At 42.3% G+C, this 1,313-nt stretch carries 1 protein-coding gene; it reads left to right on the top strand.

Features of this window, described 5'->3' with window-relative positions:
- Window positions 1-57 precede the first annotated feature (57 nt).
- The coding region (locus tag E1163_RS00430; protein WP_155168557.1) for a dihydroorotase at window positions 58-1,313 on the top strand (1,256 nt) is incomplete at its 3' end.

Below are 1,313 nucleotides of genomic sequence, written 5' to 3'. Positions count from 1 at the left end.
TTGTATGTTAAATACCTGCAATATTCAGCACATATCTATCGAAAATATTAGACACGCATGAAATCGATATTAATTACAAATGCCCAATTAATCAATGAAGGTAAGACCTTTTCTTCTGATATTCTTATTAAAGGAGAATTTATACACAAGATAGCCGGAGAGATAAGTGCCTCAGAGGCGGATAAAGTAATTGACGCGAAGGGTGCATATGTGCTGCCGGGAGTTATTGATGACCAGGTACATTTCAGAGAGCCAGGCCTGACCCATAAGGCAAATATATATACCGAATCCCGCGCTGCAGTGGCCGGAGGGGTTACATCCTTTATGGAAATGCCCAACACTGTACCCAATGCCCTCACCCAGGAGCTGCTGGAGCAAAAATATGAAATAGGCAAAAACACATCTCTTGCCAATTATTCATTTTTTATGGGAGCCAGCAACGATAATATTGATGAAGTACTAAAAACACCGAAGGACAAAGTATGTGGCGTAAAAGTTTTCATGGGCTCCTCTACAGGGAATATGCTCGTGGATAATGAAAAAACGCTGGAAAATATTTTTTCAAAGGTAGATATGCTCATAGCAACGCATTGTGAAGATGAGGCTACCATTCGCAGGAATACAGAAATATATAAGGAAAAGTATGGTGAAGAAGTGCCAATTCAATGTCATCCCCTTATACGCAGTGAAGAAGCCTGTTATAAATCTTCATCGATGGCTGTGGCGCTCGCAAAAAAATATGGAGCACAACTTCACATCCTCCATATATCAACTGCTAAAGAATTATCCCTTTTTGACAACACGCTGCCTTTAAGTGAGAAAAAAATAACAGCAGAAGCCTGTATACATCACATGTGGTTTAATGACGCAGACTATGCCAGCAAAGGCACATTGATCAAGTGGAACCCGGCGGTAAAAACAAAGACAGACCAGGAGGCTATATTGAAAGCGGTGATCGATGGACGTATAGATGTAGTAGCAACAGACCATGCCCCACATACGCTTGAGGAAAAGAGCAGCACCTATTTTAAGGCTCCTTCCGGAGGTCCACTCATACAGCATAGTTTACCTGCCATGCTGGAGTTTTACCATCAGGGAAAGATCACACTGGAGCAGGTCGTTGAGAAAATGTGCCACAATCCAGCTATATTGTTCAATGTTGAAAAAAGGGGCTTTTTAAGGGAAGGATACTATGCAGACATTGCCGTGGTTGACACTAACCGTCCATGGGTGGTGGATAAGGGCAACATTTTGGCCAAGTGTGGCTGGTCTCCTTTTGAGGGGCAGACTTTCAAATCATCAATAACTCACAC

This window comes from Fulvivirga kasyanovii (assembly GCF_009711405.1).
GTDB classification, from domain to species: domain Bacteria; phylum Bacteroidota; class Bacteroidia; order Cytophagales; family Cyclobacteriaceae; genus Fulvivirga; species Fulvivirga kasyanovii.
Note: the sequence above shows the minus strand (reverse complement) of the source record. Positions and strands in the feature narration are given on the sequence as shown.